The following is a 26,046-nucleotide window of genomic DNA, read 5'->3' as shown; positions in this document are numbered from 1 at the left end:
ATGGCTATAATTGCCACCTTGACCCATTGGAATCGCCATGACCGACCGCCGCAGCACGCCCCTTTCCGCCGAAGAAACCCTGGATGGCGACGGCGCGCCCCGCCCTGGCGACAGCTATGTGCAATCGTTCGCACGGGGCCTGGCCGTCTTGCGCAGCTTTGGCGCGGAGGCGCCGCAACAGACCTTGAGCGAAGTGGCGGAACGGGCGCAGCTGACGCGCGCGGGCGCGCGGCGCATCTTGCTCACCTTGTTGCATCTCGGTTATGTGGAAGCGGACGGGCGGCTGTTCCGCCTGACGCCCAAGGTGCTCGACCTCGGTTACGCCTACCTGTCGTCCTTGCCCGTGTGGACCCAGGCGCAGCCGCTGCTGGAAGCATTGATGCACACCTTGCGCCAGTCGTGCTCGGCTACAGTGCTCGACGGCGACGACATCGTGTACGTGGTACGCCTGTCCGCGCACCGCACCATGTCGATCAACCTGGGCATCGGCAGCCGCCTGCCCGCCTACTGCACTTCGATGGGCAGAGTCTTGCTGTCGGGCCTGACGCCCGACGTGCTGCGCGAACGGCTGTCGAAGATGGCGCTGCTGAAAATCACGCCGGCGACCAAGGTCGATATCGAGGCTTTGATGGAAGAGATTGCGCAAGTGCGGCGCCAGGGCTGGTGCCTGGTGCAGGAAGAGCTGGAACAGGGCTTGATCGCCCTGGCCGCGCCCGTGTTCGACCGGGGCGGCAAGGTGGTGGCGGCGATCAATGTCAGCGGCCAGACGGCGGGGCCGTCCGTGGCGCATTTGCTGGAACACAGCTTGCCGAAACTGCTCGATACGGCCAGCCGGGTCAGCGCCCTGGTGCGGGTGCAGCAGTAGCGCTTATTGCTTGATTTATTGCTTGTTTTATTGCTTGAACTTCGCGCACGGGTCCGGACGCGACTGCGCCGGCATGGTTTGCGTCAAGTCGAACGTGCCCTTGTAGCCGCTGCCGCCCTGCTCCAGGTAGCCGATGCTGCGCACGTTCAGTTGCGGGTCGGCCAGCTTCAGCCAGCGGGGCACGCCGATATCCTTGCGCACATGCGCATTGCCAGCGATCAGCACCACATCGCGCGGCGCCTGGTCGCGGATCAGCTTGGCCATCCAGATATCGCGCGCCACCTGGGCATTGACGACACCTTTGATCATCATCTCGGGCAGCATATTGCAGCGGGCCGCCTGGACCTCCTTCTGTTGCCCGTCCAGGATATCGGCCGGCACGGGCGCGGCCAGGTAAGTGGCCACCATGGCGGGCGGCATCGCCGATTGGATGCCGTCGCGCACGATGCGCGAGGCATCGGCCGGCGACAAATTGCCGGCGACCAGAGTCAGCTGGTAGCTGATGACGAGGTCCAGCACGGGCCGGTACAAGCTCCAGTCCCAGCGCGGCTGTTCCATCACGCGGATGATGCAGTCGGGGTCGGCGCAATCGCGCGCGGCGCGCGTCAGCAAGGCCTGGTTTTCGCGGTCGAACTGCTGCATGACAATCACGGGACGCCAGCCAGCCGCCAGGCGGCGCTGCAACTCCTCGACGCGCAGGCGCTGGCCTTGCGCATTGTCATGCACTTCACCCAGCAGCAATACTTGCGGATTGGGCAAGGTATCGGCCACGGGCGCGGGAGCGGGCGGCGCTGTCTTCTTCAGCAAGTTGCCGCAGGCAGCCAGCGCCAGCACGCTGCACAGCAGGGCGGCACGCGCGCCGGCGCGGAAAATCACGGTCTTCATGTATGCGGGTATCCAGAGTGACGATGCGCCAGATTGTACCGTCTCAGGCCGGCGCGGGTGCCTTGCGGCGCTCCAGTACTTCAAAGAGGGCCATACCGGCCAGCATCGCGCCCACAAAAATCCATGCCTTCGGCTGGCCCGCCAGCAGGGATACGAGGGCGGGACCGGGACAGAAACCGGCGATGCCCCAGCCTGCGCCAAAGGCCAGGCTGCCCAGCAGCAAACGCCGGTCGATGCGCCGCGCCGCTGGCAATTGCATGGGCTCGCCCAGCAGCGCCGTGCTGCGCCGTCCTGCCAGCCAGAACGCAGGCAGGCCCACGGCGATGGCACCGCCCATCACCAGCGCCAGCGACGGGTCCCAGGCGCCTGCCAGGTCGAGGAAACCAAGCACCTTGGCCGGGTTGCTCATGCCGGAAACGATCAGGCCCAAGCCAAAGACGAGGCCGCTTAACAGGGAAAGAAGTAGCTTGCTCATAGGCTTGCTCACAGATGGCGCAACAGATACACGGTGAGGAAACCGGCCGCCATGAAGGCCATGGTGGCCGCCAGCGAACGGGGTGACAGGCGCGACAGGCCGCACACGCCGTGGCCGCTGGTGCAGCCGGCGCCATAGCGCACGCCCACGCCCACCATCAGGCCCGCGACGATCAGGGCCGGCGTGGCCGCGTCGATCTGTACAGGCGGCAAGGCTTGCCACAGCGAATACAACAGGGGCGTGCCGATCAGGCCCGCTAGAAAAGCGATACGCCAGCCCAGGTCGCCCTGGCGCGGGCGCAGCAGGCCGCCGAGGATGCCGCTGATGCCGGCAATGCGGCCATTGAACAGGATCAGCAGGGCAGCCGCCAGGCCGATCAGCATGCCGCCGGCCAGCGAGGCCCAGGGGGTGAAGTGTTGCCAGGCTATACTCATGGCAAGGTCAGTCCGCTTCGTCGTTGAACAGGGGGCGCGGCGCGCAAAATTGCGCGTACAACACCTGCAGCACGGCCAACACGGATGCGCTGGCGACACGGTAATAAATCTGTTTGCCGTCGCGCCGCGTGGCCACCAGCATTTCCTCGCGCAGCACGCCCAGTTGCTGCGACAGGGTCGGCTGGCCGATGCCCACCTTTTGCTCAAGGTCGCTGACGCAATGCTCGCCCTGCGAAAGCTGGCACAGCAGCATCAGGCGGTCGGCATTGCCCATGGCCTTGAGCAGCGCGCTGGCTTTGTAGGCCGAGGCGCGCATGGCATCGAGCTTGTATTCGGCGTGTTGTGTTGCAACTGTCTCCATCTTGCCCTCCCACAGGCGGTCATGTTGTGCATCGTGCGATAAACAATATACTAATCAATATATTGTTTTCCTGCTGGCGATTCGCACAAAAAAACAACAGTGTTTTTCAACGATAGCGTGCTCATGCAAAGTGAGCGGCAGCGATAGTCTTCGCACTATCAAAATGATAAATATTCGTAATTTAATGCAAATTTACGTAGCAAAATTGCCACGATTTGTGCTGTAATAAGACCTCATCAGAAAAATCGTGATACGCCCCCGTACAGGCGCATTGTCCGTCCAGGCGCAGGCCGGTTTCGGCCGCGCCGAACGGTGAACCAAGGAGTCAAAGATGAAGATCTTTCAGCCGCTATGCGTGGCCATGCTGGCGCTGTCGGCCAGTGCATGGAGCGTGGCGGCAGTCAGCGATACGACGGTGGGCAAGCTACACGATGCCAGCGAAGCTGTGACGATCGATGAAAGCATCAGCTTGAATAACAATCCCGGCTGGGAAACGCCGGACTTGCCGTACGCGCGCCTGCTGGCCAGCAGTACCGCGATTACGGTGTCACACTGGAGCAACGGCGCACGCCATGGCACCCTGGCACCTCCCAAGCCCATCACGGCAGCGCCTGCACAGCAATCCAATGTACCGCCGCCCGTGCCAGAAGCGAGCATGGTTTCAATGTTAATGGTGGGACTGGGTTTGCTGGCCTTGAGCATGCACGGTGAAAAACAGGAAAAATTCGATAGTTGAAGCGACTTGTGCGGCGTCATGGCGCCAGCGTAAAAAATTCCGCCTTGCGCGGAATTTTTTATCTGCGCTACGACTTGTCCAGCAGACGGCAGACTCTCTCGATATTACCCACAGGAATGCCTGATTTCAGGGCGCGCGCGATGCAGCCTGCCTTGTCCGGCCCCGAGGCGGACATGAGTACGAATGCCATGCCCAGGGCGCTGCCGGCGACCAGCAGGATCAGCACGCCCTTGACGATATCCCAGTTCATGGCGTCTCAGCAATGTCATACGTGAAATCATAATAATGCTTGCCGTCTTCGCTGCGGATGGCCAGGCTGCCCGACAGCCCTTGCCCGACAGCCCTTGCAACTGGCCCGTCCCCGTATCGGGCACCACCGTCACCGACAAGGCGGGCGCACCGCGCGTCATGCTGCCGCTGTGCTGCAGATAAAAACTGCCGTGGCGCCCGTCCAGGGCACCCTCGACCCGTTCCAGCGCCACATAGCCTGCCGAACCGGCCACGGCGGCGCGCACGCTGAGCATCTCGCCCTGTGCGCTGGCGTCGAGAGCGCCATGGTAGCGCTTGGCTAGCGACAAGCGTCCCAACCCCGACTGCGCGGCCGTGTCCGACAAGGTTTCCGGGCTGATGGTGACGTCGAATGCGCCGGTAATGGCAGGCATCAGTACTCCTTGGAAAATGAGGATGTGGCAGCCGCATCGGGCCCGTTCAGCAGCGCATGTAATTTTTGCATGGTGGCCCAGTTGCGCGAGGTGACGCCATCACCCAGCAGTACGCCCAGCGCCGCCACCACCTTGCTGGCCAGCACGCCATCGGGACACCATGCATACGCTGCCCACCGCCCCAGCGCCAGCGCTTCCGGCTGCCACGGCCGCTGCAGTAACGGCGCCAGGCGCTGCACGTCGGCAGGATTGTTCAGCACCAGCGTCAGCAGACGGGCGGCATCGGCCGCGGGCGCCAAGGTGTTCTGCTCCATCAGTTCGGCAAACTGGCTGGCCGACAGCACCGTCACCCTGGCCGCCACGCCCAGTTTCAGTACCAGCGCTTCTTCGATGCGGGCAGCGGCCTCGGCCGGTGCCACCTTGCCCCCCTCATATACGACGTTACCGCTGTTGAGTACGGTACGTACCTGCGCAAAACCCAAGTCGCCCAGCAGCTTGCGCAGATCGGCCATGGCCACGCGCTTGGCACGGCCCACATTGATCCCGCGCAAAAACGCGACTTGCTGACTGTTTTCTAGCTGTGCCATGTCTCTTCTCCTTGCCTATGCCTGGCTGCTGGTGCTGTCAGGTAACGGCGTCACCGTGGGCAGACGCAGCAGGAATGTCGCGCCCTGCCCCAGCGTGCTGCTGACCGTGATGGTGCCGCCAAACTGCTTGGCAATCAAGTTAAACACGATATTCAAGCCCAAGCCCGTGCCGCCCTGTCCGCGCCGCGTGGTGACAAACGGGTCAAACACGCGGTCGAGCATATCGGGCGCGATGCCGCGGCCGTTGTCGCGCACCTGCATGGAGATCCACTCGCCGTCGCGGCGCACGCCGATATGGATGTTACCGGCAGTATCTGCATCGAAGGCGTGCTCGACACAGTTCAAGACCAAATTGGTCAGCACCTGCGCCAGCGCGCCCGGATAGCTGTCGAGCATGATGTCAGGCGGACAATGGATATCGATGCTGATGCGCGTCTTTTTCAAGGTCGGCTGCAGGCTCGAGACCACTTCACCGATATAGTCGCGCAATTCGAACAAACGGCGCGCCTCGCTGACCTGGTCGACGGCGATCTGCTTGAAGCTGTGGATCAGATGTGCGGCGCGGTAGGCATTGTTCATGATCAGCCGCGCACTTTCGCTGGCCGTTTCCAGGTAACGCACGATATCGGTTTTCTTCACGCTGCCGCCGGCCACCGCTGCACTGATGTGATCGGTGGCTTCCTTCAGCACCGAAGCGCTGGTCAGCGCAATGCCGACCGGGGTATTGATTTCATGCGCCACGCCCGCCACCAGGCTGCCCAGCGAGGCCAGGCGTTCCGACTGCAGCAACGATTCCTGCGCGCGGCGCAGCTCGTCCATGGCCTGCGCCGTCTCCTGCTGCGAACGGCGCGCCATGTCTTCCGCCTCGCGGCTGCCCTCGATGATGGACTTGAGCTTGCGCTGCACGGCATTGAAGCCGCGGATCACGTCGCCCAATTCGTCGCGCCGGTTTTCCGGCAACTCCTCGACCTCATCGCTGCCGCGCGTGGCCAGGTCGATCAAGCCGTCGCGCAACTGTTTCAAGGGCCCGAAGACGATGCGCAGGCTCAGCGCCAGAGCACCCACCAGGATGATGTCAAGCAGCAACACTTCCAGCACCTTGCGCCGCACTTCGCTGCGCAGGGCCGCATCGATCTGCGCACGGCTGAAATTGACGATGACCTTGCCGACGATCACCGGCTTGCCACCCGTGGCCGCCGCGACGGCGTCGCGGAACACCAGCGGCGCCTCGACGGGCATGCCGCCCATGGCCACGTCGGAGGTCAAAGGCACCAAGGTGCCGGCCGCATCGCGCACTTCGCCCGCGAACAGGCCCACGGAAGCATCGTAGACGCGGATGCCGACCAGTTCCGGCGGCAGCATTTCGGCAGCGACGATGCTGTCGACCTTGGATTTATCGAGGTCCCACAGGGCGGAAGGCAAGCTGGTCTGCAAGCGCGTCAGCACGCCGCTGCGCAGGCGCGCACTGCCCGATTCGAGTTCCTGGCTCAGTGTATATTGGGTATAGCTGCCGGAAATGCCCAACACCAAGGTGACGATCACGACAAAAAGCAGGGTCAGCCGGACTTGGATACTCACCATCGATCAACACTCCCCGGACCAGGCAGCTCGCCGGCCCGCGGTGCGGGCGCAGATACGTCAGCGGACAACAGCCTGAAGCAAATGTACGGTATGACATGCTTATTGGCAAGATTTACAGCAGCCCCGTTTTCCAGCGTGGTCTTGATACAGGTTGAGACATTGCGTCATGGCAATGGTAATATCCCGCAATCATCTAAGGAGTCGTCATGGCGGTCATGCATCAACATCTACCCCTTGAACAAGTGCGTCCTGGCATGGTCTTGTCGGATGTCTTGCTCGACGCGCATGGACAAGTGCTGTTGCCGCAAGGCGCGGTACTAACGGAAAACATGCTGGCCCTGATGCCGCGCCACGGCATCGACATGCTGCCGATCCAGGCGCCGCCGCCCTCGCCGGAAGCAATCGCCGCACAGCAAGCGGCCCACAGCGCGCGGCTAGCCCATCTGTTCCGCAAGCATGATCCGGACGATCCCGAGGACGCGGCCACCACCTTGCTGCGCAGCTATGTCATGCAATACCGCCTGGGTACGGGAGACGCGACATGAGCACCCAGTTGACCCTAGACGATATCGTCGCCCACCTTGATAACCTGCCCTCGCTGCCCGCCGTCGTGATGGAGTTACTCAACAGCATCGACCAGGAAGACGTCGATATTTCCGTGCTGGCCAAAAAAGTGTCGTACGACCAGGCGCTGACGGCGAAAACCTTGCGCCTGGCCAACTCTTCCCAATATGGCCTGCAAGTGAAGGCCACCACCATCCAGCAGGCGATTACCTACCTGGGCTTCCAGACCACGCGCAGCCTGATCACGTCCGCCGCCATCACGGGTTGCTTCCCGGAAGGACGCTGTCCCGGCTTCGACGACAAGGCTTTCTGGCGCCATTCGGTGGCGACGGCCGCCTGCGCCAAGGTGCTGGCGCGGCAGATCCGCTTTAACCAGGATTACGCCTTTACGGCCGGCTTGCTGCATAACATCGGCCGTCTGGTGCTGGTCAGCAGTTTTCCCGCGCACTACGCCCAAGTCATCGCGCACCAGGCAACGCACGATAGCAGCCTGCTCGAAGCGGAGCGGGCCGTGCTGGGCGTGGACCATGTGCAGGCAGGCGTGGCACTGGCCGAGCACTGGAATTTTTCCGACACCATGCACCTGGCACTGGCCAACTACCTGCAGCCGGAAGCGCCGGGGGCCGGCTTCCTGGCAGCGCTGATCCACGTGGCCAATGCTATCGTCTGCGCGCTCGACCTGGCGCAAGCGGGCGACGACATGGTGCCGCGCGTCTCGCCGGTGGCCTGGGATGCGCTGGGCCTGGGCGAAGACACGTATCTGCAACTGTTCCGTGAAACGGAGCTGCGCTACGACGAAATCACCTCGGCACTGCTGAGCTAACCGCCGCGCCAAATGCCAACGGCTCTCGCCGCGAAGCGAAAGCCGTTATGGGTACTGCGGTATATCCATCTTACCCGGTCCATGCTGCCCGGTCCGCGCCAGCCTGTTGCCGCCAGCAGCTACGCAAGCGGCACAGTCAGCGCGCAACCACATCAGTGCGCGTAATTCGATTCTTGCGCATCGCCGCGGTCTTCCGCTTTTGGACGACCCTGGGCGTCGGACAGACGATACTTGGTGCGGCGGTCGCCCATCAAGTCGCGCAGGTCACGGATGCTCATGCCCGTCACTTCGTGCATGCGGATCAACAGCGAGGCGCCGACCGGCAAGCGGTGGTGGCGGATCTTGCTGATGACGGGTGGCGCCACTTCAAGCAGGCGCGACAGGGCTGCGTCGTTTTTCAGCTGCATCTTGCTCAGCAGAATATCCAGCAGGTGATTCGGGTTGTAACTCTCTTGCGATGCTAATGCATGATGTGCCATGATTTTTCCTCGTCTGGTGAATGTAGAAAATAATGCCGATACGAACTTAAGGCTGGCTTAGAGTGTTTAAATAAACGTCTTCCCATCCGATTCAGCCTCCCCTCCTTCTTCCCTCCTTCTCGCACTGCCTGCACAGGACTCGCACAGCCACGTTCAGCCAACGTGTGCAGCATGCCGCGTGAGTAAAACACGTGCAATTCACTAAAATGAATTGCATATAAGACAATATACTAGCCCAAACAGGCCGCATCTGCGCCTCGCGCAAACTTCCTGATTGTTAAATATCAATCAAGCTGCTGGTTGGCTTGGAAACGATGCTATTTCAACACATTAGGATGCCAGCGGGCGCGCACAAGGCTTTGCAGCAACTTGTTACAAATCAATGGTGTCGTACGGCAATAAATGCTTTTCAGCATCGTCATGTCGTGCGCCGTATTCACGCTGCAATCTGGTCGGCAAGATCAGCGCGACATGGCCCGTCCCGGCGATTTACGCTAAACTATGGCTTGAACTTGCAGCGAGCCTGCCACCGGGCAGCCAGAGGCGCCCGGCCGGTCATCCACCGTCCCCACCCTGGGCGGCGCACGGCGCAAGCCACCTTGCCGCCACACTTATTTGCCCCATTTTTTGCCCCATTTTTTGCCCCATTTATTTGCCGCCACATTTACCGATAAGCACCCGACTCCATGCAGAAAAAAGTATTCATTAAAACCTTCGGCTGCCAGATGAACGAGTACGACTCAGACAAGATGGCCGACGTGCTGGGCGCCTCCGACGGCCTGGTGCGTACCGACACGCCGGAAGATGCCGATGTGATCCTGCTCAACACCTGCTCCGTGCGCGAAAAGGCGCAGGAAAAAGTGTTTTCCGACCTGGGCCGTCTGCGCGAGCTGAAACTGGCCAAGCCGCACCTCTTGATCGGTGTGGGCGGCTGCGTGGCCTCGCAGGAAGGCGACGCCATCGTCAAGCGCGCGCCGTATGTCGACATGGTCTTCGGCCCGCAAACCCTGCACCGCCTGCCGCAGATGATAGCCCTGCGTCGCTCCAGCGGCGCCTCGCAGGTCGACATCAGCTTCCCGGAAATCGAAAAGTTCGACCACATGCCGCCGGCCAAAGTGGACGGCGCTTCGGCGTTTGTCTCCATCATGGAAGGCTGCAGCAAATATTGCAGCTACTGCGTCGTGCCCTACACGCGCGGCGAAGAAGTGTCGCGCCGCTTCGAGGACGTGCTGACGGAAGTGGCGGGACTGGCCGCCCAGGGCGTCAAGGAAATCACCCTGCTGGGCCAAAATGTGAACGCCTACCGCGGCGCGATGGAAGGGGGAGAGATCGCCGACTTCGCCCTGCTGCTCGAGTACGTGGCCGACATTCCCGGCATCGCCCGCATGCGCTTCGTCACCAGCCACCCGAAGGAATTCACGCAGCGCCTGATCGACGCCTATGCCAAGATCCCGCAACTGGTCGACCATTTGTACCTGCCGGCGCAGCACGGTTCCGACAAGATCCTCGGCGCCATGAAGCGCGGCTACACGGGCCTCGAATACAAGTCCATCATCCGCCGCATCCGCGCCGTGCGCCCGAACATGGCCATTTCCTCGGACTTCATCGTCGGTTTCCCTGGCGAGACCCAGGCCGACTTCGACGCCATGATGAAGCTGATCGCCGACGTCGGTTTCGACAACAGCTACAGCTTCATCTTCAGCAAGCGCCCCGGCACGCCGGCTGCCAGCCTGGAAGACGACACGCCGCATGACGTCAAGCTGGCCCGTTTGCAGCAGCTGCAGGCGGCCATCGACGCCAACACGCGCAAGTACAGCCTGGCCATGGTGGGCAGCGTGCAAACCATCCTCGTCGAAGGCCGCTCGAAGAAAGATACGATTGATCGCGAGCTGCAAGGCCGCACGGAAAACAACCGCGTGGTCAATTTCGACGCCGGCCCGGACGCGCTGCAGCTGGTCGGCCAACTGGTCGACGTGCGCATCACCGAAAGCCATTCCTACACCCTGCGCGGCGAACTTGTCGCCAGCGCACCCGCATTGAAAAGAGCCAGTTGAAAACCAAAGCCCCGATACAGCCGCATTACTTCATCCCCGAGCCGCTGGACAACACGCGCCTGGCGCATCTGTGCGGGCCGCTCGATGAAAACCTGCGCCAGATTTCCGCCGCTCTCGACGTGACGATCTTCCGCCGCGGCGAGAAATTCATCGTTGGCGGCAGCAATGCCGTACGCGCCGTGGAAATTCTCGAACAGTTCTACGCCATCGCCAACAAGGTCGTGCCGCTGGAAGAAGTGCAGCTGGCCCTGGTGGAACAGCGCGCAGGGCTGTCCGCCGCCTCGGAACACCATACCAACGCGCCCATCAGCACCTTCGTCGAGCCGGACATCGCCAGCCCCGTGCTGAAAACCCGGCGCAGCGACCTGCGCGGGCGCACGCCGCACCAGATCGCCTACCTGCGCGACATCCTCGAACACGACATCAGCTTCGGCGTGGGTCCGGCCGGCACGGGCAAGACTTACCTGGCCGTCGCCTGCGCCGTCGACGCGCTCGAACGCGACGCCGTCAAGCGCATCATCCTGACGCGCCCCGCCGTCGAAGCGGGCGAACGCCTGGGCTTTTTGCCGGGCGACCTGGCGCAAAAGGTCGACCCTTACCTGCGTCCCCTGTACGACGCACTGTACGATTTGCTGGGCTTTGACCGCACGCAAAAACTGTTTGAAAAACAGGTGATCGAGATCGCCCCGCTGGCCTATATGCGCGGGCGCACCCTGAACCATGCCTTCGTCATCCTCGATGAAGCGCAAAACACCACCGTCGAGCAGATGAAGATGTTTTTGACGCGCATCGGCTTTGGCAGCAAGGCCGTGGTGACGGGCGACGTGACGCAAGTCGACCTGCACAAGAGCCAGACAAGCGGTCTGATCGACGCCGTACACGTGCTGAAAGATGTGCGCGGCATCGGCTTTACGCAATTTAACAGTAGCGACGTGGTGCGCCATCCGCTCGTCGCCCGCATCGTCGATGCCTATGAAACGGCGCAGGCGGCCGGCGCCAACGCCGCCCAGTTACTCCCCTTATTGAAACCAGCTGCCGCCAAAAATGTCCGAAAAAAATAAACTCTCGCTGTCCGTGCAATACCCGGACGCCCGCCTGGAAACCCTGATCACGCGGCCGAAAGTGCGCCGCTGGGTCAAGGCGGCTCTGTTCGCGCCGGCCGAATTCACCATCCGCTTCGTCGATGCGGAAGAAGGCCGTACCTTGAACCGCGACTACCGCGAAAAGGATTACGCCACCAACGTGCTGACCTTTGCCTACAACGAAGGCGAAGAACTCGGTGACGACGAGCCCACGCGCGCCGACATCATCCTGTGCACGGACGTGCTGGAAAAGGAAGCGCAAGAGCAAAAGAAAAGCGTGGAAGAGCATACGGCCCATTTGATCGTGCACGGCGTGCTGCATGCGCAGGGCTACGACCACATGGATGACGAGGAAGCCACCGAGATGGAGGGCCTGGAAACGGACATCCTCGCGAAACTCGGCATCACCGACCCGTACCAGGAGTGCGCGCCATGAGCACCTGGGCACTGGATGCCTTCGGCAACGACTACGCCATGGATTGGGCGCAGGATTTGCACGAATATAGAACCCTGGAACTGGTCGAGACGACGCTCGACAACGTCATCGACAGCCAGGCAGCGGAACTGGAAGCGCCGTTTGCCGCCGAAGCGCTGGCCGCGCTGGAAGTAATCGCGCGCCTGCTGGGCAAACCGGGCGAGGACGACCCGGCCACCGCCGAAGTGGACGCATGGGTCGCTGCCTGCAAGAAGAAAGTCACGCCGCCGTTGCTGGAAAAAGCACGCCTGGCACTGGACAAGATCGTGGCGGAAACGTCGGAACTGCGCCAGCTATGGCAGGACAGCGAGCATTTCGCCGACTGGCAGGCGGACGTGGCAGCCTTGCGCGCACGCGTGCTGGGCCAGGACGCCTGAAACGTCGGGCAACGGCACACTTCAACGTATTAAATTTGCATCAAAAGCGGGGAAATCCGGTATTGGCCCACTTTTGGTGTATCCTATATCCCTTCGCAACAACGGCTCACGCCTCCTATGCCCGAGCACCCTAGTGGCGTCAGAACTGACGTCAAGCCCCACCGGTCACTGTTTGAACGCCTGACCGCACTCATATCCCCCGAGCCAGAGAACCGTGCAGAATTGCTCGAAGTTCTACACGATGCGCATGAACGCAAGCTGATCGACGCCGACGCCCTGTCGATGATCGAAGGCGTGTTCCAGGTATCGGATCTCTGTGCGCGCGACATCATGATTCCCCGTTCGCAAATGGATGTCATCGACATCAGCAAGCCGATCGAGGAATGGATGCCGGAAGTCCTGTCCACCGCCCACTCGCGCTTCCCCGCGATCGAAGGCGAGCGCGACAAGGTCATCGGTATCCTGCTGGCGAAAGATTTGCTGCGTTATTACGCAGAAGAAACTTTCGACGTCCGCGACATGCTGCGCCCCGCCATCTTCATCCCCGAATCGAAACGCCTGAATGTGCTGCTGCGCGATTTCCGCGCCAACCACAATCACATGGCCATCGTCGTCGATGAATACAGCGGCGTCGCCGGCCTGATCACCATCGAAGACGTGCTGGAACAGATCGTCGGCGATATCGAGGACGAATACGACTTCGACGAAGCCGAGGACAATATCCTGTCGCTCAAGGAAGGCCAGTTCGGCCCCCGCTGGCGCGTCAAGGCGCTGACCGAGATCGAACAGTTCAACGAAGAAGTCGGCAGCCACCTGGTGGACGACGACGTCGACACCATCGGCGGCCTGGTCTCGAAGTACCTGGGCCGCATGGCGCACAAGGGCGATATTTTCGACCTGGGCAATTTGCGCTTCGAGGTGCTGCGCGCCGATGCGCGCCAGGTGCACGTGCTGCTCGTCGAGCGCCTGCCCAACGTGCCGGAACTGGAACTCTGACATGCGCGTGCTGTAAATGCGTTTCAGACGCTTGGATCCCAACGCCCCCGCCAAACAGCCCCGCAGCACGTGGGCGCGCATGCTGACTGCCGCCATCGCCGGCGCCGTCGCGGTGCTGGCGTTCGCCCCTTTCGGTTACTGGCCGCTGCAAATCCTCAGCCTGGGCGTACTGTTCTACCAGGTGCTGCGCGCGGCGAACGTCAAGGCCGGCACGCTGATCGGCTGGGCCTACGGTTTTGGCTGGTGCGCGGCCGGCACGCACTGGCTGTACATTTCCATGCACCGTTATGGCGACATGGCCGCGCCGCTGGCGGCCATCGCCGTGGCCCTGCTGGCACTCTTGATGGCCATTTATGTAGCCCTGGCCATGGGCGCGGCCGCCTGGCTGCGCCAGCGCTGGGTACTCTCGCTGCCGACAATGACGCTGTTGATCTTACCTTCCCTGTGGACCCTGTTCGAATGGACGCGCGGCTGGCTGTTTACGGGTTTCCCGTGGCTGGCCACGGGCTATGCCCACAATACCAGCCCGCTGGCCGGCTTTGCCCCCATCGTCGGCGCATATGGCCTGGGCTGGCTGGCGGCGCTATCGGCCGGTGCCCTGCTCTTGCTAGTCCACCCCCTGCACCGCACGCGCTGGAGCGCGCTGGGCGGCGTCATCGCCCTGTACGCGGCAGGCTATAGCTTGCAATACATGAACTGGACCCATCCGGTCGGACGCCCGATCACGGTGCGCCTGTTGCAAGGCAATGTGCCGCAGCAGCAGAAATTCGACCCCGGCTTCGTGCTGGGCGCCCTGCAAATGTACCAGAGCGCCATCACCAGCGCGCCGGCCGACCTGATCGCCACGCCGGAAACGGCCGTCACCGTGCTGCCGCACCAGCTGCCGCCCGGCTATCTGGATAGCTTGGCGACTTATTCGCAGCAGACGGGCAGCACGATTTTGCTCGGTATGCCCGTGTTCGACGAACAGCAGCGCTTCTACAATGCGGCGCTGGGCATCACGCCCAACAGCGCGGCTGGCCCCTACTACCAGTACCGCAAGCACCACCTGGTGCCATTCGGCGAATTTGTGCCGCCCGGCCTGCACTGGTTTGTCGCCATGATGGCCATCCCGCTGGGCGACATGGGCCGCGGCGCCGACGTGCAAGCGCCGCTCCAGGTGCGCGACCAGTTGGTGCTGCCGAATATCTGCTACGAAGACTTGTTTGGTGAAGAAATCGCGGGCCAGCTGGCCAGCGCCCACCGCAATGGCAAGCAGTCGGCCTCGGTGCTGCTGAATATCTCCAACCTGGCCTGGTTTGGCGATTCGATCGCCATCCCGCAGCATCTGCAGATTTCGCAGATGCGCAGCCTGGAAACGGGCCGCCCGATGCTGCGCTCGACGAATACGGGCGCCACCGCCGTCATCGACGGCAAAGGCGTGGTGCAAAGCCTGCTGCCGCCGGAACAGCAAGCCACGCTGGCAGCCAAGGTGCAAGGCATGGGCGGCATGACGCCGTACATTTTGTATGGCAATAAACTGGTGCTGGCCCTGGCCACACTGGCCCTGCTGGCGGCCTTCCTGCTGTCGCGCGCCGCGCGCCGTGGCCGCGCCGCGCCGCAATAAGCGGCCGATATTGCCCGAAGAGTCACAGTGGGCCCGTAAAAACCGCTAAAATTAGCAAAACTCCGGCCCGGACGCGCTTGATTAACTGCGTCCGGGCTTCAAGCAACCCCTTACAGCGCGCAGCCTCCCGCGCGGCGAACTCATACGATGCTCACATTTCAACAAATTATCCTGACCTTGCAAACCTATTGGGACAAGCAAGGTTGCGCCCTGCTCCAGCCTTACGACATGGAAGTCGGCGCCGGCACCTTCCACACCGGTACCTTCCTGCGCGCTATCGGCCCGGAACCCTGGCGCGCCGCGTATGTGCAGCCGTCGCGCCGCCCGAAAGATGGCCGCTATGGCGAAAACCCGAACCGCATGCAGCACTACTACCAGTATCAGGTGGTCTTGAAGCCCGCGCCGGAAAACATCCTCGACCTGTATCTGGGTTCGCTGGTCGCACTGGGCCTGGACCTGCAACAGAATGACGTGCGCTTCGTCGAAGACGACTGGGAAAGCCCGACTCTGGGCGCCTGGGGCCTGGGCTGGGAAGTCTGGCTGAATGGCATGGAAGTGACCCAATTTACCTACTTCCAGCAAGTGGGCGGCCTCGATTGCAAGCCCGTACTGGGTGAGATCACCTACGGCATCGAACGCCTGGCCATGTATCTGCAAGGCGTGGAAAACGTGTATGACCTGGTCTGGACCGAGTGGGAAGAAAACGGCGTGACCAAAAAACTGACCTACGGCGACGTCTTCCACCAGAACGAGGTGGAGCAATCGACCTACAACTTCGAGCACGCGAATACGGACCTGCTGTTCGAACAGTTCAGCAACTACGAAGCGGAAGCCAAGCGCCTGATCGAGCTGCAACTGACCCTGCCCGCCTACGAGAAAATCATGAAGGCCTCGCACAGCTTCAATATGCTGGACGCGCGTGGCGCCATCTCGGTGACGGAACGCGCCGCCTATATCGGCCGTGTGCGCACCCTGTCGCGCCTGGTGGCGCAAGCGTATTACGACTCACGTGAGCGCCTCGGTTTCCCGATGCTGCCCGCCGCAGACCAACCCGCCGCCGCTTAACTTCGAGCCTCCATCATTCGAGCCTCTACATCGCCGTACCAGACAAGAACACCATGAACCAAACACTGCTCATCGAACTGCTGACCGAAGAACTGCCGCCGAAAGCGCTGGCCAAACTGGGCGCGGCCTTTACCGCCGGCATCGTCAACGGCCTCAAGGCGCGCGATTTCCTGGAAGCCGACAGCGTCGCCACCAGCTATGCCTCGCCGCGCCGCCTGGCCGTCTCCATCACCAACGTGCGCGAAGTCTCGCCCGATAAATCCATTCGTGAAAAAGTCCTGCCCGTCTCCGTGGCGCTGGACGCGAACGGCAACGGCACGCCGCCGCTGGCCAAGAAACTGGCGGCGCTGGGCTTCCCCGAGCTGACGGTGGCCGACCTGGAACGCGCCGCCGATGGCAAGGCCGAAAGCTTCTTCTACACTTACACGGCCCCTGGCAGCCAGCTCGCCACCGGCGCGCAGGCGGCCCTGAGCGAATCGGCCGCCAAGCTGCCGATTCCAAAACTGATGAGCTATCAGCGCCCGGATGGCACGACCGTGCAATTCGTGCGCCCTGCCCACAGCCTGATCGCACTGCATGGCATCAACGTGCTGCCTTTGACCCTGCTGGGCCTTAGCGCCGGCCGCACCACCCTGGGCCACCGCTTCCTGACCGACGGCAAGGCTATCACCATCGCGCACGCGGAAAACTATGCGCCGTCCCTGATCCTCAACGCCAGCGTCATCGCCAGCAACGAGGAGCGCAAGGAACGCATCCGCGCCCAGCTGCTGGACAAGGCCGGTGCCGACCAGGTGCTGATGCCAGAAGCACTGCTCGACGAAGTCACGGCCCTGGTCGAATGGCCGGTCGTGTATGAGTGCCACTTCGAGGAAGAATTCCTGGCCGTGCCGCAGGAATGCCTGATCCTCACCATGCAGACAAACCAGAAATACTTCGCGCTGACCGACAGTGAAGGAAAGCTGCGCTCGCGCTTCCTGATCGTCTCGAACATCGAAACGGACACGCCCGAACACATCATCGGCGGCAACGAGCGCGTCGTGCGTCCGCGCCTGTCGGACGCCAAGTTCTTCTTCGAGCAAGACAAGAAGAAAACGCTGGCATCGCGTTTGCCGCTGCTGGCCAACGTCGTCTACCACAACAAACTGGGGACGCAAGCCGCCCGCACAGAGCGCGTCAAGTCGCTGGCCGGCGCCATCGCCGCCAAATTGGGCTACGACGCGGCCCTGGCCGAACGCGGCGCCCTGCTGGCCAAGGCCGATCTGCTGACCGACATGGTGGGCGAATTCCCGGAACTACAAGGCATCATGGGCACGTACTACGCGCGCCATGACGGCGAGCAGGAAGAAGTGGCGCTGGCCGCCTCCGAGCATTACCAGCCGCGCTTTGCCGGCGACAGCCTGCCATCGACCGCCACCGGCACCGCCGTGGCCCTGGCCGACAAGCTCGAAACCCTGGTCGGCATCTGGGCTATCGGCCTGGCACCCACGGGCGACAAGGACCCGTTCGCGCTGCGCCGCCACGCCCTGGGCGTGCTGCGCATGCTGCTGGAAAAGCGCTTGCCCCTGTCGATCCAGAGCTTGCTGGGCGACGCCGCTTCGCAATTTGCCGCCATCCCCGGCTTCAAGGACCCTGTGGCGGACGTCACCACTTTCATGCTGGACCGCCTGCGCGGCATTTTGCGCGAACGCGGTTTCTCGCCGAATGAAATCGAAGCCGTCGTGGCGCAAAATCCGGACCGCCTGGACGACATCGTTCAGCGCCTGGAAGCCGTGCAGGCGTTTGCCGCCCTGCCGGAAAGCGCCTCGCTGGCCGCCGCCAACAAGCGCATCACGAACATCCTGAAAAAGAACGAGGAAGCGCTCAAGCTGGTTGCCGACAATGGCGTCAACGTGGCGCTGCTGCAGGACGAAGCGGAGAAAAAACTCGCCGCCGCCGTCTCGCGCGTGCAGCCGGAAGTCGACGCGGCCTTCGCCAAAGGCGACTTCACCAGCACCCTGCAAACGCTGGCGCAGCTGCGCGACGACGTCGATGGCTTCTTCAACGACGTGATGGTGATGGCCGAAGATGTCGCCCTGCGCAACAACCGCCTGGCCTTGCTGTCGTCGCTGCACGGCATGATGAACCGCGTGGCCGACATTTCCAAGCTGGCGGCATAATGGGCACGCCGGCGCTGAAACTGATTATTCTCGACCGCGACGGCGTCATTAATCATGACTCGCCGGACTTCATCAAGTCGCCGGCCGAATGGCTGCCGATTCCCGGTTCGCTCGAAGCGATAGCCCGCCTGAACCAGGCCGGCTATCGCGTCGTCGTCGCATCGAACCAGTCGGGCATCGCGCGCGAGTACTTCGACATGACGGTGCTGAACGCGATCCACCAGAAGATGCATACCCTGGCGCAGCAGGTGGGCGCCGATATCGACGCCATCTTCTTTTGCCCGCACGCGGGCGCGGACAATTGCGACTGCCGCAAGCCGAAACCGGGCATGTTCCATGAAATCTCGAAGCGCTACAACACCAATCTGAAAGGCGTGCCCACCGTTGGCGATTCGCTGCGCGATCTGCAGGCAGGTTTCATCAGCGGCTGCGTGCCCTACCTGGTCTTGACGGGCAAGGGCGAAAAAACCAACGAAACTGGTGGCTTGCCGCCTGGCAGCCAGGTCTTCCCCGACCTGGCCGCCGTGGTCAGCCACCTGCTCAAGGCGCCAGCGGCACCAGCGCCCAGCGTGGCATTCAGTATCTAATTTTCGGAGAACCGCATTGCGTAATATTTCCCTGTTCCTGCGATCCCTGCTGTTCATGACCATCATGATCGTGGCCACCATCGTCTGGGCCTGCGTGTGCTTTTTTGCCGCGCCATTGAGCTACAACAAGCGCTATTGGGTCACCTCGCGCTGGAACGTGTTTATCCTGTGGTGCGCCAAGATCATTTGCGGCATCCGCTATGAAGTCAAGGGCGCCGAGAACTTCCCGGATGCGCCGGCCATCGTGCTGTCAAAGCACCAGTCGGCATGGGAAACCATCTTCTTGCTGCCCAGCCTGCCCCGTCCGCTGGTGTATGTGTTCAAGAAGGAGATCCTGTACATCCCCTTCTTTGGCTGGGCGATGGCGCTGCTGCGCATGATCCCCATCGACCGCAAGCAGGGCAAGCATGCCTTCAAAAGCGTGGTCGCGCATGGCAAACGCCGCCTGGCTGACGGCCAATGGATTATCATGTTCCCCGAAGGCACCCGCATTCCGGTGGGCCAGGCGGGCAAGTACAAGAGCGGCGGCACGCGCCTGGCCATCGCCACGGGCGCCGTGGTGGTGCCGATTGCGCATAATTCAGGCGAATGCTGGCCCAAGCAGTCATTCCTCAAACGCCCGGGACTGATCACCGTCTCGATAGGCGAACCGATTTCGCCGGAAGGGCAAACCCCGGACAGCATGATGCAACAGGTGGAAAATTGGATAGAATCAGAAATGCGCGTCATTTCGCCTCACGCCTACAACGCTGGCTAGACGGCATCAGCGCGGTCATCCAGGAGCCGACTCTGCGCCAGCAGATGAAGACCATCAAGGTCGGCGACCAGCAACTGGATTTGTTCGCGCATGACGTCTCGACCAGCACGCCCCCGGCGGTGCGCCCCACGGCACCGCCAGCGCCGCCCGTGGCGCCACCGCTAGTGGCACCCGCGCCCCCCATCGTTCGTCCTGCCCCGCCTCCCCTGCCGTCCCCGCCACGCACCGCCGATGGCCCGCCATTGCGCCAGCTTCAGCTGGGCAGCCACCTCGTCGAATTCGCCCTGCGCCGCTCAACGCGCCGCTCCATCGGCTTCATGATCGACGATAACGGTTTGCGCGTCACGGCACCCAAGCGCGTCACCCTGGCCGAAATCGACAACGCCATCCGCGCCAAGCAAGGCTGGATCGTCTCGAAGCTGCTGGAACGGGGCGAGCGCAAGGTGCAGCGCCAGCAACGCCCCCCCGTGGAATGGATCGATGGCGCCGTGTTGCCCTATCTCGGTGGCGAGATCACATTACGATTGCACCAGGCGCCGCGCCACCGCGCCAGCTTCCAGCGCGAGACGAATGAATTGCACGTATGGGTCACGCCCACGGGCAGCGAACAACAGTTGAAGGAAAAAGTGAAAGGCTGGTTCCAGCATGAAGCGCGCCAGCTGTTCGAGGCGCGGTTGGACCTGTATGCGGACAAGCTGGGTGTGCGCTACGATTCATTATCGCTATCCTCGGCCGGCACGCGATGGGGCAGCTGCACCATCGAGCGCAAGATCCGCCTGAACTGGCGCCTGATCCACTTCGCCCTGCCGCTCATCGACTACGTGGTGGCGCACGAACTGTCGCACCTGCTGGAAATGAACCACAGCCCCCGCTTCTGGGCCACCGTGGAATCGATCTATCCCGATTACGATGGCGCCAAGCAGGCGCTGAGAAAACGCTCGCAGGAACTCCCCGTCTTGTTCAATTAAACGGGCAGCAGGGTCTTGATGGCAGCGATCGTGCGCGGCGTGGCACCCCGGTGCTGCGCCGCGAAGGCCAGCGCCTTTTGTCCCATAGCCGCCAGGCGCGCCGGATCCTGCAGCAATGCCAATGCTTGCGCCATCAGCGCATCGGCGTCCGCCACCAGTGCGGCGCCGCCGGCGGCAATCGCCTGCTCGGTCACCAGCGCAAAGTTGAAGGTATGGGGACCGATCAGCACGGGCTTGCCCAGGGCCGCCGGCTCGATCAGGTTTTGCCCGCCCAGCGGCAGCAGGCTGCCGCCAACGAAAGCGCAATCGCAGGCCGCGTAATAGGCAAACATCTCGCCCATCGAGTCACCCAGCAGCACCTGCGTGCCCGCGGCAACGGCGTCGTCCTGCGTCAGGCCGGACCTGCGCTGCACGGCCAGGCCGTGCGCGGCGACCATTTTTTCCACCTCGTCGAAGCGCTGCGGATGGCGCGGCACGATCAGCAGCAGCGCGCCAGGTGGCAGGCTAGCGCGCGCCAGCGCTTCGAGGATCAACTGCTCCTCCCCCTCGCGCGTGCTGGCGCACAGCAGAACGGGCCGCTGGCCGATGGCTGCGCGCAGAGCCGCCCCCGTCGCCAGCGCCGCCTCGGGCACGACGACGTCGAACTTGATGCTGCCCGTGACGACCACGTCCTGCACGCCCAGCTGGCGCACGCGCTCGGCGTCGTCCTGCGTCTGCGCCGCCACCAGAGTGATGCCGCGCGCCGCATCGGCGATGAGTTTGCCCAGGCGCTGCGCCTTGCCCAGCGAACGCTGCGACAGTCGCGCATTGGCCAGCACCACGGGCACGCCGTGGCGATTGCATTGGTGGATCAGATTCGGCCACACTTCCGTCTCCATCAGGATGCAGATGCGCGGCGCGAAATGGCGGATGAAACTGGCAGGCATGGCCCCCGTGTCGTACGGCAGGTAGCTTTGTACCAGGCGCGCGCCGTGCTTGGCGAACAGGGACTTGCCCGTGGCGCGTCCCGTGGGCGTCATGTGCGTGAGGACGATGCGGCAATCGGGCCATGCGGCCAGCAACGCATCGATCAGCGGCTCGGCCGCGCGCGTCTCGCCGACGGACACGGCGTGTAGCCAGAGCGTCGGCATCTTGGACTCCAACTGGCGCCCGTAAAAACCCAGGCGCTCGCCCCAATGCTGGCGGTAGCCGGGTTCCTGGCGTCCGCGCAGCCACAGCCGCGCCAGCACCAGGGGCAAGGCCAGCCACCAGGCAAAGGTGTAAAGAAGTCGCATGATAGGTAACGTTGAAGTCAGGCGGCAGGATGCTCGGCCAGCAGGCGCTGCGCCGCGGCCAGCACTTCCGGCACGCCGGGCGGCGCGCCTTTGTCGCCCAGGTTGATGATGTTCGGCGACCAGTTGCCTTCCGTTTTCCAGCGCGGCGAATCGGCATAGATTTCCACCGTCGGACGCAGGAAGGCTGCGGCGATATGCGTCAGGCCCGTATCGACGCCGATCACCAGCGCCGCGTGGCGTGCCAGCAGGGTAGCGTCGCCCATCGACAGCTTCGGCAGCACGCGCGCGTTCGACAGGCTGGCCGCCAACTGTTCGGCTTCCGCCTTTTCCTTGGGCGAACCCCAGGGCAGCAAAATCGGCATCGGCGCCAGCGCATGGCCGAGGGCGATCCAGTTCTGCGGCGCCCATTTCTTGGCATCGCGCGCGGTGCCGTGGAAATACACGCAATACGGCGCAGCACCCATCCAGTCCGGGCGCGGCTCGCTGCCTGACACTGCCGGCAAGCCGAAATCGGCCGGCGTATCGACCGTGTAGCCGAGTGCGGCGGCGGCCACCAGGCGGCCACGCGCTACCGCATGCGTACGCTGGTCGAGCGGAATGCTGTTGGTATGAAACAGGCGCGAAATGCCTTCGTAGCCGGAACCTTCGCTGCCATTCGCCAGGCCGACCTTCTGTCCACCCGGCGCCAGACGCGCTGCGCCCATGATGATGCCCGTCTTGAGCAAGCCCTGGGTATCGAACACATAATCGTAGCGCGTCTGGCGCAGGCTGCGGAAAAAGGCGGCGATTTCCGCGCGCGTCTCTTTCTTGCCCAGGCTCTTGCGCCAGCGCCGCAATGCAAACGGGAAGATGGTATTCACACGGGGGTTCAGGCGCACCAGGCTGGTGTAGCCTTCCTCGACCACCCAGTCGATGGTGGCATCCGGATAATGGCGGGCGATGTCCGCCACCATCGGCAGGTTATGCAGCACGTCGCCCAGCGAAGATACCCGCACCAGCAGGATTTTCAAGGGCGCCTGTGCGCCAGATTGACCGGCCATGCTGTCAGAAGGGCAGAACGGCGTCAGGCTTGGCGGCCAGGATCACGCTCTTGAACTGTCCCTGGATGCGCGCCAGGGCTTGCGGCGTTTCCGCTTCGAAGCGCATGACGATCACCGGCGTGGTGTTCGACGAACGGGCCAGGCCAAAGCCGTCCGCGTACTCCACGCGCAAGCCGTCGATGGTGATGATCTGTTCATTGCCGGGGAAGACGGCGTCGCGGCGCAGCATGTCCATCAGCGCGACATTCTCGCCTTCCTTCAGTTCCAGATGCAGTTCCGGCGTGCTGTCGGACTGCGGCAGAGAGTTCAACAGGGCCGAAGGATCTGCTTCGCGGGTGAGGATTTCCAGCAGGCGCGCGGCCGCATACATGCCGTCGTCGAAACCGTACCAGCGGTCCTTGAAGAAGATATGGCCGCTCATTTCGCCGCCCAGCGGCGCACCCGTTTCACGCAGCTTGGCTTTCACCAGCGAATGGCCCGTCTTGTACATCAGCGGCACGCCGCCATGCTTGCTGATCCACGGTGCCAGGTGGCGCGTGCATTTCACGTCATACAAAATCTGCGCGCCCGGATGGCGGGTCAGCACGTCGGCGGCAAACAGCATCATCTGGCGGTCAGGGTAGATGATCTGGCCATCCTTTGTGACCACGCCCAGACGGTCGCCATCGCCGTCGAAGGCGATGCCGATTTCGGCGTCCGTCTCGGCCAGGCAGCGGATCAAGTCTTGCAGGTTTTCCGGATGCGCCGGGTCGGGATGGTGATTGGGGAAATTGCCATCGACTTCGCAGAACAGTTCGATGACTTCGCAGCCCATGCCGCGGAACAGGTCGCCCGCAAATGCACCGGCCACGCCATTGCCGCAGTCGACGGCGATCTTGATCGGGCGCGCCAGCTTGACGTCGCCCAGGATGCGCTCCAGGTAGGCGGCACGGATATCGTGCGTGGTGTAGCTTCCCAGGTTGGCAACGTCCTTGGTACTGGCGCTGCCGTCGTGGGCCACGATGCTGTGGTACAGCGCCTGGATCGCTACACCGTGGATCGCTTCGCCCGCCAGCACCATCTTGAAGCCGTTGTAATCGGGTGGATTGTGGCTGCCCGTGACCATGATGCCGGAGCGCGTGTCGAGCACGTTCGTGCCAAAGTAGACCATCGGTGTGGCTACCACGCCCAGGTCGATCACATCGACGCCGGCGGCCTGCAAGCCCTGCGCCAGCGCCGCCGTCAGTTCAGGCCCCGACAGGCGGCCATCGCGGCCGATCACGACCCGCTGCTCGCCCTTGGCCAGGGCCGCCTGGCCAAATGCCTGACCGATCTTGTAGGCCACGCTGGCATCGAGGGTTTTAGCGATGATGCCGCGAATATCGTAGGCCTTGAAGATCGTTCTGGACAATGGAAGCATGGTATGGGCGCTATAAGTAAGGGTATCAATAGGGTGCCTGGCAAGGTGCAGCATGCGACTGGCAGCTTGCCACTGCGCCAAGAGTATACCGAATTATACGCGCAGCAGATCGATGGACTTGCCCGATTCCACCCACTGCCTGACCCACAGCGGCTGGCGGCCACGGCCTGTCCATTGTTCAGTTGCATTGTCAGGATGGCGGTAACGTACCGCGACTTTGCCCGTGCGCGGGTGCAAGCCATCGAGTATCAGCTGTTTCAGCGGAATGCCCGCTTGCTGCGCGATGGCCATGATCTGTTCGCGCGCCTTGTTCAAGTCTTCACGCTCGCGGCTGTTCAATTCCTGCTTCACATTATCTTCCAGCTTGCGCAATTCCAGCATCGTCATCGTTGACAGATCCATCCGGTATATCCTTTACATTGTTAAATAATAAAATCACGTGGAATATACTACATTGCATAAACATTTGCGCACCGTTGCATAATCCATCGCCAATTGAATCACGGCCCCGGATTTATTTCACGGCCCAACATTAAGATTAAATGAAGAGTATGCAGGCAGCACGCGTGGAAAATGCATAAACATGGATGATTGGCATTCCGGCAGGTCTGATGGGCGTGCTGGCAAGGCCGGCATGGCGAGGTCATCCATTCCAGCGAGCGAGCCATAAAATGATTATCGATATAAAACAGCGGGACATTCAGCCACAGCAAATGCCAATACAGATTAACCGGCGCCCGGATTTATCCTGCCGAGCAACCATTGGCGCAATCAGGCGCCAGCAAAGAATGCACCCAACGACTAAGGGCAGCCATGCTTATAATGCATGTGCGTAGTTCACTTCACCTCGGTACCTATGAAAACTTACTTTATCGGCGATCTGCAAGGCTGCCATGCACAAACCGTCGAACTGATCGAACGGATCCAGGCGGCGGCAGAAGGCCCATACCGCCTGCTGTTCGCGGGCGACCTGATCAATCGTGGCCCGGCATCGCTGGCCACCCTGCGCCATGTGCATGCGCTGGCGCAACAGGGCCTGGCCGACAGCGTCCTGGGCAACCATGACTTGCACTTGTTGGCCGTGGCCAACGGCATCCGCCCGGAGCATGCGTCCGATACGCTGGCCGAGATCCTCGACGCGCCCGACCGCGACGAGTTGATTACCTGGCTGCGCCACCGTCCGCTCGTCTTGCAGCATCAGGGCCATGTGCTCGTGCATGCAGGCTTGCTGCCGCAATGGAGCGCCTCGCAGGCCCTGTCCCTGGGCGAGGAAGTGTCCACCATGCTGCGCAGCGATGGCTGGGTGGAGTTCCTGCGCAGCATGTACGGCAACGAGCCGGCTGCCTGGCGCGACGACCTGCAGGGCGCCGACCGGCTGCGCTGCATCGTCAACGCCATGACGCGGCTGCGCTTTTGCACGCCGGGCGGCGTGATGGACTTCAAGATGAAGGAGAGCGGCAGCGCGCCGCCGGGCTCCGGTCTGCTGCCCTGGTTCGACGTGCCGGGCCGGCGCAGCGCCGGCGACACCATCGTCTTCGGCCACTGGTCGGCGCTGGGACTGCAGTTGCGGCCCCACCTGATCGGCCTCGATAGCGGCTGCGTCTGGGGTGGAAAACTCTCCGCCGTGTGCCTGGAAGACCGCTCGCTGCTGCAAGTGGACTGTCCCGCCTTCCAGCAGCACAGTGGCAAGCGGTAAGTGCCAAGTGATACGCATGGCGCGCATATGCTTAGTCGAAATCGGTCGTTTGCCTTGCCGCC

The 26,046-nt window shown here is 62.6% G+C and carries 28 protein-coding genes; 16 read left to right on the top strand and 12 right to left on the bottom strand.

The genetic code is table 11. The features are described from left to right. Positions 1-37: 37 nt before the first annotated feature. A complete protein-coding gene (locus ACP7DE_RS10825) occupies positions 38-865 on the top strand; it encodes an IclR family transcriptional regulator domain-containing protein (protein WP_426072095.1) in 828 nt (275 codons plus the stop codon). 27 nt (positions 866-892) lie between these two features. Here the strand turns inward: ACP7DE_RS10825 and ACP7DE_RS10820 are convergent, their stop codons facing one another. Genes ACP7DE_RS10820 through ACP7DE_RS10805 form a run of 4 tightly spaced genes read right to left on the bottom strand, consistent with a single transcriptional unit; the run spans position 893 to position 3,020 of the window. After that, complete coding sequence (locus tag ACP7DE_RS10820) at positions 893-1,750, bottom strand: ChaN family lipoprotein (RefSeq protein WP_426072094.1); 858 nt, start codon at positions 1,748-1,750, stop codon at positions 893-895. Positions 1,751-1,793: 43 nt separating this feature from the next. Then, positions 1,794-2,225 (bottom strand): DUF6691 family protein, encoded by a 432-nt coding sequence (locus ACP7DE_RS10815; protein ID WP_426072093.1) that lies wholly within the window; start codon positions 2,223-2,225, stop codon positions 1,794-1,796. Between the two features lie 8 nt (positions 2,226-2,233). Then, positions 2,234-2,659, bottom strand: a complete 426-nt coding sequence (locus ACP7DE_RS10810) for a YeeE/YedE family protein (protein WP_426072092.1) — start codon at positions 2,657-2,659, stop codon at positions 2,234-2,236. Between the two features lie 7 nt (positions 2,660-2,666). Beyond that, positions 2,667-3,020 (bottom strand): ArsR/SmtB family transcription factor, encoded by a 354-nt coding sequence (locus tag ACP7DE_RS10805; protein ID WP_426072091.1) that lies wholly within the window; start codon positions 3,018-3,020, stop codon positions 2,667-2,669. Positions 3,021-3,351: 331 nt separating this feature from the next. Here ACP7DE_RS10805 and ACP7DE_RS10800 point away from each other — a divergent pair, with 331 nt between their 5' ends. Beyond that, a complete protein-coding gene (locus ACP7DE_RS10800; protein WP_426072090.1) occupies positions 3,352-3,756 on the top strand; it encodes a hypothetical protein in 405 nt (134 codons plus the stop codon). A gap of 104 nt (positions 3,757-3,860) precedes the next feature. On the opposite strand, the gene ACP7DE_RS10795 is transcribed toward ACP7DE_RS10800, so the two are convergent. From ACP7DE_RS10795 to ACP7DE_RS10785, 3 genes are read right to left on the bottom strand one after another with little or no spacing between them, the layout of a single operon-like run. Continuing rightward, complete coding sequence (locus ACP7DE_RS10795) at positions 3,861-4,418, bottom strand: DUF3224 domain-containing protein (RefSeq protein ID WP_426072089.1); 558 nt, start codon at positions 4,416-4,418, stop codon at positions 3,861-3,863. After that, the gene (locus tag ACP7DE_RS10790; protein WP_426072088.1) at positions 4,418-5,005 is read right to left on the bottom strand and encodes a DUF1697 domain-containing protein; all 588 of its coding nucleotides are present in this window, start codon (positions 5,003-5,005) and stop codon (positions 4,418-4,420) included. The genes ACP7DE_RS10795 and ACP7DE_RS10790 overlap by 1 nt, the downstream gene beginning before the upstream one ends. Before the next feature lie 15 nt (positions 5,006-5,020). After that, positions 5,021-6,586: a sensor histidine kinase gene (locus ACP7DE_RS10785; protein WP_426072087.1), complete on the bottom strand. Its 1,566-nt coding sequence runs from the start codon at positions 6,584-6,586 to the stop codon at positions 5,021-5,023. A 206-nt stretch (positions 6,587-6,792) separates the two neighbouring features. Between ACP7DE_RS10785 and ACP7DE_RS10780 the strand changes: the two genes are divergently transcribed. Both ACP7DE_RS10780 and ACP7DE_RS10775 read left to right on the top strand, forming a co-directional pair. Next, the gene (locus tag ACP7DE_RS10780) at positions 6,793-7,131 is read left to right on the top strand and encodes a hypothetical protein (protein ID WP_426072086.1); all 339 of its coding nucleotides are present in this window, start codon (positions 6,793-6,795) and stop codon (positions 7,129-7,131) included. Further along, positions 7,128-7,973 carry an HDOD domain-containing protein gene (locus tag ACP7DE_RS10775; RefSeq protein ID WP_426072085.1) on the top strand — a complete coding sequence of 282 codons (846 nt, stop codon included), beginning with the start codon at positions 7,128-7,130 and terminating at the stop codon, positions 7,971-7,973. The genes ACP7DE_RS10780 and ACP7DE_RS10775 overlap by 4 nt, the downstream gene beginning before the upstream one ends. A 152-nt stretch (positions 7,974-8,125) precedes the next feature. Here ACP7DE_RS10775 and ACP7DE_RS10770 read toward each other — a convergent pair whose 3' ends face one another. Next, the gene (locus ACP7DE_RS10770) at positions 8,126-8,452 is read right to left on the bottom strand and encodes a hypothetical protein (RefSeq protein WP_034746769.1); all 327 of its coding nucleotides are present in this window, start codon (positions 8,450-8,452) and stop codon (positions 8,126-8,128) included. 686 nt (positions 8,453-9,138) lie between these two features. On the opposite strand from ACP7DE_RS10770, the gene miaB reads away from it, so the two are divergent. The 11 genes from miaB (at position 9,139) to ACP7DE_RS10715 (ending at position 20,575) form a co-directional block, all read left to right on the top strand. Then, positions 9,139-10,506 carry a tRNA (N6-isopentenyl adenosine(37)-C2)-methylthiotransferase MiaB gene (gene miaB / locus ACP7DE_RS10765; RefSeq protein ID WP_426072084.1) on the top strand — a complete coding sequence of 456 codons (1,368 nt, stop codon included), beginning with the start codon at positions 9,139-9,141 and terminating at the stop codon, positions 10,504-10,506. Continuing rightward, complete coding sequence (locus ACP7DE_RS10760) at positions 10,503-11,567, top strand: PhoH family protein (protein ID WP_426072083.1); 1,065 nt, start codon at positions 10,503-10,505, stop codon at positions 11,565-11,567. Before miaB ends, ACP7DE_RS10760 begins: the two co-directional genes overlap by 4 nt. Next, the gene (ybeY, locus tag ACP7DE_RS10755) at positions 11,551-12,024 is read left to right on the top strand and encodes an rRNA maturation RNase YbeY (RefSeq protein WP_426072082.1); all 474 of its coding nucleotides are present in this window, start codon (positions 11,551-11,553) and stop codon (positions 12,022-12,024) included. Before ACP7DE_RS10760 ends, ybeY begins: the two co-directional genes overlap by 17 nt. Continuing rightward, positions 12,021-12,440, top strand: coding sequence for a DUF4259 domain-containing protein (locus ACP7DE_RS10750; RefSeq protein ID WP_426072081.1), 420 nt, complete (start codon positions 12,021-12,023; stop codon positions 12,438-12,440). The genes ybeY and ACP7DE_RS10750 overlap by 4 nt, the downstream gene beginning before the upstream one ends. Before the next feature lie 117 nt (positions 12,441-12,557). Beyond that, the gene (locus tag ACP7DE_RS10745) at positions 12,558-13,436 is read left to right on the top strand and encodes an HlyC/CorC family transporter (protein WP_034746750.1); all 879 of its coding nucleotides are present in this window, start codon (positions 12,558-12,560) and stop codon (positions 13,434-13,436) included. Positions 13,437-13,515: 79 nt separating this feature from the next. Continuing rightward, positions 13,516-15,042: an apolipoprotein N-acyltransferase gene (gene lnt / locus ACP7DE_RS10740; protein ID WP_426072080.1), complete on the top strand. Its 1,527-nt coding sequence runs from the start codon at positions 13,516-13,518 to the stop codon at positions 15,040-15,042. 147 nt (positions 15,043-15,189) lie between these two features. After that, positions 15,190-16,107, top strand: coding sequence for a glycine--tRNA ligase subunit alpha (gene glyQ, locus ACP7DE_RS10735; protein ID WP_426072079.1), 918 nt, complete (start codon positions 15,190-15,192; stop codon positions 16,105-16,107). Between the two features lie 53 nt (positions 16,108-16,160). After that, positions 16,161-18,263 (top strand): glycine--tRNA ligase subunit beta, encoded by a 2,103-nt coding sequence (gene glyS, locus ACP7DE_RS10730; RefSeq protein WP_426072078.1) that lies wholly within the window; start codon positions 16,161-16,163, stop codon positions 18,261-18,263. Further along, entirely contained in the window at positions 18,263-18,850 is a 588-nt protein-coding gene (gmhB, locus tag ACP7DE_RS10725) for a D-glycero-beta-D-manno-heptose 1,7-bisphosphate 7-phosphatase (protein ID WP_426072077.1), read from the top strand. Before glyS ends, gmhB begins: the two co-directional genes overlap by 1 nt. A 16-nt stretch (positions 18,851-18,866) precedes the next feature. Then, the gene (locus ACP7DE_RS10720; RefSeq protein ID WP_426072076.1) at positions 18,867-19,607 is read left to right on the top strand and encodes a lysophospholipid acyltransferase family protein; all 741 of its coding nucleotides are present in this window, start codon (positions 18,867-18,869) and stop codon (positions 19,605-19,607) included. A gap of 44 nt (positions 19,608-19,651) precedes the next feature. Next, a complete protein-coding gene (locus ACP7DE_RS10715; RefSeq protein ID WP_426072182.1) occupies positions 19,652-20,575 on the top strand; it encodes a M48 family metallopeptidase in 924 nt (307 codons plus the stop codon). Here ACP7DE_RS10715 and waaA read toward each other — a convergent pair. The 4 genes from waaA to ACP7DE_RS10695 all read right to left on the bottom strand — a co-directional run bounded on the left by waaA (position 20,572) and on the right by ACP7DE_RS10695 (position 24,690). Beyond that, positions 20,572-21,849, bottom strand: coding sequence for a lipid IV(A) 3-deoxy-D-manno-octulosonic acid transferase (gene waaA / locus ACP7DE_RS10710; protein ID WP_426072075.1), 1,278 nt, complete (start codon positions 21,847-21,849; stop codon positions 20,572-20,574). The two genes, ACP7DE_RS10715 and waaA, sit on opposite strands and share 4 nt — an antisense overlap. A 17-nt stretch (positions 21,850-21,866) precedes the next feature. Next, positions 21,867-22,889 carry a lipopolysaccharide heptosyltransferase I gene (waaC, locus tag ACP7DE_RS10705; RefSeq protein WP_426072074.1) on the bottom strand — a complete coding sequence of 341 codons (1,023 nt, stop codon included), beginning with the start codon at positions 22,887-22,889 and terminating at the stop codon, positions 21,867-21,869. Positions 22,890-22,893: 4 nt separating this feature from the next. Then, entirely contained in the window at positions 22,894-24,288 is a 1,395-nt protein-coding gene (locus tag ACP7DE_RS10700; protein WP_426072073.1) for a phosphomannomutase/phosphoglucomutase, read from the bottom strand. A 93-nt stretch (positions 24,289-24,381) separates the two neighbouring features. Next, entirely contained in the window at positions 24,382-24,690 is a 309-nt protein-coding gene (locus ACP7DE_RS10695) for an H-NS family nucleoid-associated regulatory protein (RefSeq protein WP_077408468.1), read from the bottom strand. Between the two features lie 454 nt (positions 24,691-25,144). On the opposite strand from ACP7DE_RS10695, the gene ACP7DE_RS10690 reads away from it, so the two are divergent. Further along, positions 25,145-25,984, top strand: a complete 840-nt coding sequence (locus tag ACP7DE_RS10690; protein WP_426072072.1) for a symmetrical bis(5'-nucleosyl)-tetraphosphatase — start codon at positions 25,145-25,147, stop codon at positions 25,982-25,984. The last annotated feature ends 62 nt before the right edge of the window (positions 25,985-26,046 follow it).

The sequence above is a fragment of the Janthinobacterium sp. DSP2-3-3 genome, from assembly GCF_049897325.1.
Taxonomy (GTDB): domain Bacteria; phylum Pseudomonadota; class Gammaproteobacteria; order Burkholderiales; family Burkholderiaceae_D; genus Janthinobacterium.
Note: the sequence above shows the minus strand (reverse complement) of the source record. Positions and strands in the feature narration are given on the sequence as shown.

What these genes read in the sequence shown, in the direction of transcription:
- ACP7DE_RS10825 (WP_426072095.1), top strand. Translation starts at nt 38, where the DNA reads ATGACCGACCGCCGCAGCACGCCCCTTTCCGCCGAAGAAACCCTGGAT.
- ACP7DE_RS10820 (WP_426072094.1), bottom strand. Translation starts at nt 1,750, where the DNA reads ATGAAGACCGTGATTTTCCGCGCCGGCGCGCGTGCCGCCCTGCTGTGC.
- ACP7DE_RS10815 (WP_426072093.1), bottom strand. Translation starts at nt 2,225, where the DNA reads ATGAGCAAGCTACTTCTTTCCCTGTTAAGCGGCCTCGTCTTTGGCTTG.
- ACP7DE_RS10810 (WP_426072092.1), bottom strand. Translation starts at nt 2,659, where the DNA reads ATGAGTATAGCCTGGCAACACTTCACCCCCTGGGCCTCGCTGGCCGGC.
- ACP7DE_RS10805 (WP_426072091.1), bottom strand. Translation starts at nt 3,020, where the DNA reads ATGGAGACAGTTGCAACACAACACGCCGAATACAAGCTCGATGCCATG.
- ACP7DE_RS10800 (WP_426072090.1), top strand. Translation starts at nt 3,352, where the DNA reads ATGAAGATCTTTCAGCCGCTATGCGTGGCCATGCTGGCGCTGTCGGCC.
- ACP7DE_RS10795 (WP_426072089.1), bottom strand. Translation starts at nt 4,418, where the DNA reads ATGCCTGCCATTACCGGCGCATTCGACGTCACCATCAGCCCGGAAACC.
- ACP7DE_RS10790 (WP_426072088.1), bottom strand. Translation starts at nt 5,005, where the DNA reads ATGGCACAGCTAGAAAACAGTCAGCAAGTCGCGTTTTTGCGCGGGATC.
- ACP7DE_RS10785 (WP_426072087.1), bottom strand. Translation starts at nt 6,586, where the DNA reads ATGGTGAGTATCCAAGTCCGGCTGACCCTGCTTTTTGTCGTGATCGTC.
- ACP7DE_RS10780 (WP_426072086.1), top strand. Translation starts at nt 6,793, where the DNA reads ATGGCGGTCATGCATCAACATCTACCCCTTGAACAAGTGCGTCCTGGC.
- ACP7DE_RS10775 (WP_426072085.1), top strand. Translation starts at nt 7,128, where the DNA reads ATGAGCACCCAGTTGACCCTAGACGATATCGTCGCCCACCTTGATAAC.
- ACP7DE_RS10770 (WP_034746769.1), bottom strand. Translation starts at nt 8,452, where the DNA reads ATGGCACATCATGCATTAGCATCGCAAGAGAGTTACAACCCGAATCAC.
- miaB (WP_426072084.1), top strand. Translation starts at nt 9,139, where the DNA reads ATGCAGAAAAAAGTATTCATTAAAACCTTCGGCTGCCAGATGAACGAG.
- ybeY (WP_426072082.1), top strand. Translation starts at nt 11,551, where the DNA reads ATGTCCGAAAAAAATAAACTCTCGCTGTCCGTGCAATACCCGGACGCC.
- ACP7DE_RS10750 (WP_426072081.1), top strand. Translation starts at nt 12,021, where the DNA reads ATGAGCACCTGGGCACTGGATGCCTTCGGCAACGACTACGCCATGGAT.
- ACP7DE_RS10745 (WP_034746750.1), top strand. Translation starts at nt 12,558, where the DNA reads ATGCCCGAGCACCCTAGTGGCGTCAGAACTGACGTCAAGCCCCACCGG.
- lnt (WP_426072080.1), top strand. Translation starts at nt 13,516, where the DNA reads ATGCTGACTGCCGCCATCGCCGGCGCCGTCGCGGTGCTGGCGTTCGCC.
- glyQ (WP_426072079.1), top strand. Translation starts at nt 15,190, where the DNA reads ATGCTCACATTTCAACAAATTATCCTGACCTTGCAAACCTATTGGGAC.
- glyS (WP_426072078.1), top strand. Translation starts at nt 16,161, where the DNA reads ATGAACCAAACACTGCTCATCGAACTGCTGACCGAAGAACTGCCGCCG.
- gmhB (WP_426072077.1), top strand. Translation starts at nt 18,263, where the DNA reads ATGGGCACGCCGGCGCTGAAACTGATTATTCTCGACCGCGACGGCGTC.
- ACP7DE_RS10715 (WP_426072182.1), top strand. Translation starts at nt 19,652, where the DNA reads ATGAAGACCATCAAGGTCGGCGACCAGCAACTGGATTTGTTCGCGCAT.
- waaA (WP_426072075.1), bottom strand. Translation starts at nt 21,849, where the DNA reads ATGCGACTTCTTTACACCTTTGCCTGGTGGCTGGCCTTGCCCCTGGTG.
- waaC (WP_426072074.1), bottom strand. Translation starts at nt 22,889, where the DNA reads ATGGCCGGTCAATCTGGCGCACAGGCGCCCTTGAAAATCCTGCTGGTG.
- ACP7DE_RS10700 (WP_426072073.1), bottom strand. Translation starts at nt 24,288, where the DNA reads ATGCTTCCATTGTCCAGAACGATCTTCAAGGCCTACGATATTCGCGGC.
- ACP7DE_RS10695 (WP_077408468.1), bottom strand. Translation starts at nt 24,690, where the DNA reads ATGGATCTGTCAACGATGACGATGCTGGAATTGCGCAAGCTGGAAGAT.
- ACP7DE_RS10690 (WP_426072072.1), top strand. Translation starts at nt 25,145, where the DNA reads ATGAAAACTTACTTTATCGGCGATCTGCAAGGCTGCCATGCACAAACC.